Here is a 3,482-nt window from a genome sequence, read left to right on the forward strand (position 1 = left end):
CGCAGAGAATCGTAACGGGATACCAAATCAAGTGCCTGTCCAATGAGCATAAAAAAATCCGGAAACGAGTGAGCGTTTCCGGATTCTTACACAGCCACTGGATCGGTCAACTGATCCTTAACTGATCGGCATTACAGCACCAGGGCTGCGGTTTTCGTGACTGATTCAGTCTTAAGGCAGGATCGAAGGCTGATCGGCGCCTTCTTTCTCCACTTTCTGTACCAGCAGGTGCTCGCGTTTCATCCCGAGCTTCAGCGCCAGGGCTGATGCCACGTAGATGGAAGACGCAGTACCGATGGAGACACCGATAAGCATGGTCAGCGAGAAGCCTTCCAGCACCGGGCCACCAAACAGGAACAGCATCAGGATCACCATTAAGGTGGTTCCTGAAGTGATCAACGTACGGTGCAGCGTCTGGGTCAGGGACACGTTAAAGATTTCGTAAGGTGTGCCGCGACGAATCTTGCGGAAGTTCTCACGAATACGGTCCGACACCACGATGCTGTCGTTCAGCGAGTAGCCGATAACCGACATCAGCGACGCCACAATGGTCAAATCAATCTCGATGTGGAACAGCGAGAGAATGCCCATGGTGATCACCACGTCGTGCGCCAGAGCAATAACCACCCCCGCCGCCAGACGCCACTCAAAGCGGAAGCCGACGTACACCAGGATAGAGATCAGCGCTGCTAACAGCGCCATCGCCCCGCTCTGCGCCAGGTCTGCCCCAACGCTCGGCCCCACGAACTCGATGCGCTTGATCGCCGCGTTCTGTTCAGAGGACTGGTTAATGACGTCCAGCACTTTGCTGCCTAACTCCTGGCTGCCGCTTTCGGTTTTCACCGGCGGCATACGCACCATGATGTCGTGGCTGCTGCCAAAGTTCTGCACCAGTGGCTCAACGAAGCCCGCTTTCTCGAGAGAGGCGCGTGTCTGCTCCATATCCACTGGTTTTTCCAGCGTAATTTCAATCACCGTACCACCGGTGAAATCGAGACCCCAGTTGAAGCCGCGCACGCCAATAATGACGATGGAAGCCACCAACAGCAGGCCTGAGATAGCAAAGGCCCAGAAGTCCCAGCGCATAAAGTCATAGACTTTACGGCCGTGGTTTAATTGTTCAACAGTATATTCCTGTGCCACAACGCACTCCTCAGATAGACAGCTTGTTGATGCGTTTGCCGCCGTACAACAGGTTTACGATGGCACGGGTGCCGACGATCGCGGTAAACATGGAAGTCGCCACACCGATACCGGTGGTGATGGCGAAGCCTTTGATGGCACCAGTACCGACCGCGTACAGGATGATGACTTTAATCAGCGTGGTGATGTTCGCATCAAAGATGGAACTGAATGCGCCACGATAACCTTCGTCAATCGCCTGCTGTACGGTACGACCGTTGCTGAGCTCTTCCTTAATACGTTCGTTAATCAGTACGTTAGCATCGACCGCTACCGCAAGGGTTAACACGATACCCGCTATCCCCGGCATACTGAGCGTTGCCCCAGGCAGCAGCGACATGATCCCAACAATCAGAACCAGGTTCGCCAGCAGCGCAGAGGTCGCAATCAGGCCAAACTTCTTATAGAAGAACAGCATGAACAGAATAGAGACCACCAGACCGGCCAGACACGCTTCCAGACCCTGCTTGATGTTTTGCAGACCCAGAGTTGGACCAATCGTACGCTCTTCCACAATCTGGATTGGTGCAATCAGCGCACCGGCACGCAGCAGCAGCGACAGCTGACGGGCTTCGCTCGGGTTACTGAGACCAGTAATTCGGAAGCTGTTACCCAGGCGAGACTGGATGTTAGCGACGTTAATCACCTCTTCCTGTTTCACCAGGACTGCACGGCCTTTGGCATCTTTCTTACCGCTGTCTTTATACTCTACGAACAGGGTCGCCATCGGTTTACCGATGTTGTCCTTGGTAAAGTTAGACATGATGTTACCACCGGCGCTGTCGAGCGAGATGTTAACCTGCGGCTGGTTGTATTCATCCTGGCTGGAGGTGGAGTCGGTGATATGGTCACCGGTCAGGATCACACGCTTGTACAGCACAATCGGCCGGCCTTCGCGGGTGTCTTTCACCTCAGAGTCGCCCGGTACGCGGCCAGAAGTGGCAGCAGACTGATCGACGTTGGTATTCACCAGACGGAATTCCAGAGTCGCGGTTGCGCCCAGAATTTCTTTCGCACGCGCGGTGTCCTGAATACCAGGCAGCTCGACGACGATGCGATCAGCACCCTGACGCTGTACCACCGGCTCGGCAACGCCCAGTTGGTTAACACGGTTACGCAGGATATTGATGTTCTGCTGAACGGCATATTCGCGCGCTTCTTTCAGACGCTCATCGGTCATCGTTGCCCGCAACTGGTTGTTGCCCTGGCTTGTGATAACCAAATCACGGTGGCGCGGAGTGAGGTAGCTGATAGCCTGGTCACGAGCCGTGCTGTCACGGAACGTGATGCTCAGACCGTAGTTATCGGCTTTCTGCACCGTGGTATAGCCGATGCCCTTCTCACGCAGATCGCTGCGCAGGCCATCGATATTTTGTTCCTGCAGTTTACCCAGCGCAGTGTCCATGTCGACTTCCATCAGGAAGTGCACGCCGCCGCGCAGGTCAAGGCCGAGCTTCATCGGCTCAGCCTGCATCATGGCCAGCCAACGCGGGGTGGCCGGTGCCAGGTTAAGCGCCACGACATACTTGTCACCCAGCACGCTAACCAGCGCTTCACGCGCACGCAGCTGGATGTCAGTGGAGTCGAAGCGAGCAAGAATTGCGCCCTCTTCCAGTGCCACAGACTTCGCGGTAATTTTTTCTTCTTTTAAAGTGTTCTGGACCTGGATCAGCGTTTGCTCACTGGCGGCGTTACCACGCACGCCAGTGATTTGAACAGCCGGATCCTCACCATACAGGTTGGGAAGTGCGTAAAGCAGGCCGACGAGTATCACGACGACCAGCATAATGTACTTCCACAAAGGATAACGGTTTAACACGGCAGTTCCCTTTGGGAAAACAAGAAATTACAGCGCCTTCATCGTGCCTTTCGGCAGAACGGCAGCTACGAAGTCACGTTTGATGACCACTTCAGTGGTGTCGTTCAGCGCGATAGCAATGTAGCCTGCTTCAGCTACTTTGGTTACGCGACCCACCAGGCCACCGTTAGTCAGCACTTCATCACCTTTAGCGATGGAGTCCATCAGCTTTTTATGCTCTTTGGTGCGCTTCTGCTGTGGGCGCAGGATCATGAAATAGAAAATCAGACCGAACACCACTAGCATCAGGATCAGAGACATCGGGCTGCTTTGTCCCGGTGCACCAGTAGCGGCTACCGCATCAGAAATAAAAAAGCTCATTGAATTTCCCTCATTATTAAAATTAATCAACGTTCAACGGTGGGACATCCCGACCCTGACGTTGGTAAAACTCCGTCACAAAGCTCTCTAATTTACCCTCTTCGATAGCCTTGCGTAAACC

The 3,482-nt window shown here is 54.2% G+C and carries 4 protein-coding genes; all 4 read right to left on the reverse strand.

Features of this window, described 5'->3' with window-relative positions; all coding sequences use genetic code 11:
- Positions 1 to 171: 171 nt before the first annotated feature.
- Positions 172 to 1,143, reverse strand: a complete 972-nt coding sequence (gene secF / locus ACRCWW_RS00625; protein WP_438680660.1) for a protein translocase subunit SecF — start codon at positions 1,141 to 1,143, stop codon at positions 172 to 174.
- A gap of 10 nt (positions 1,144 to 1,153) precedes the next feature.
- Entirely contained in the window at positions 1,154 to 3,001 is a 1,848-nt protein-coding gene (gene secD, locus ACRCWW_RS00630) for a protein translocase subunit SecD (protein ID WP_438680661.1), read from the reverse strand.
- Between the two features lie 27 nt (positions 3,002 to 3,028).
- The gene (gene yajC / locus ACRCWW_RS00635) at positions 3,029 to 3,361 is read right to left on the reverse strand and encodes a preprotein translocase subunit YajC (RefSeq protein ID WP_097161468.1); all 333 of its coding nucleotides are present in this window, start codon (positions 3,359 to 3,361) and stop codon (positions 3,029 to 3,031) included.
- A 22-nt stretch (positions 3,362 to 3,383) separates the two neighbouring features.
- Positions 3,384 to 3,482 (reverse strand): hypothetical protein (locus ACRCWW_RS00640; protein WP_438680662.1); only part of this gene is annotated, 99 nt, incomplete at its 5' end.

Source organism: Scandinavium sp. (assembly GCF_051650185.1).
In the GTDB taxonomy this organism is placed as follows: Bacteria; Pseudomonadota; Gammaproteobacteria; order Enterobacterales; family Enterobacteriaceae; genus Scandinavium.

Excerpts from the sequence above, each read along its gene's own strand:
- yajC (WP_097161468.1), bottom strand. The coding sequence starts at position 3,361 with ATGAGCTTTTTTATTTCTGATGCGGTAGCCGCTACTGGTGCACCGGGA.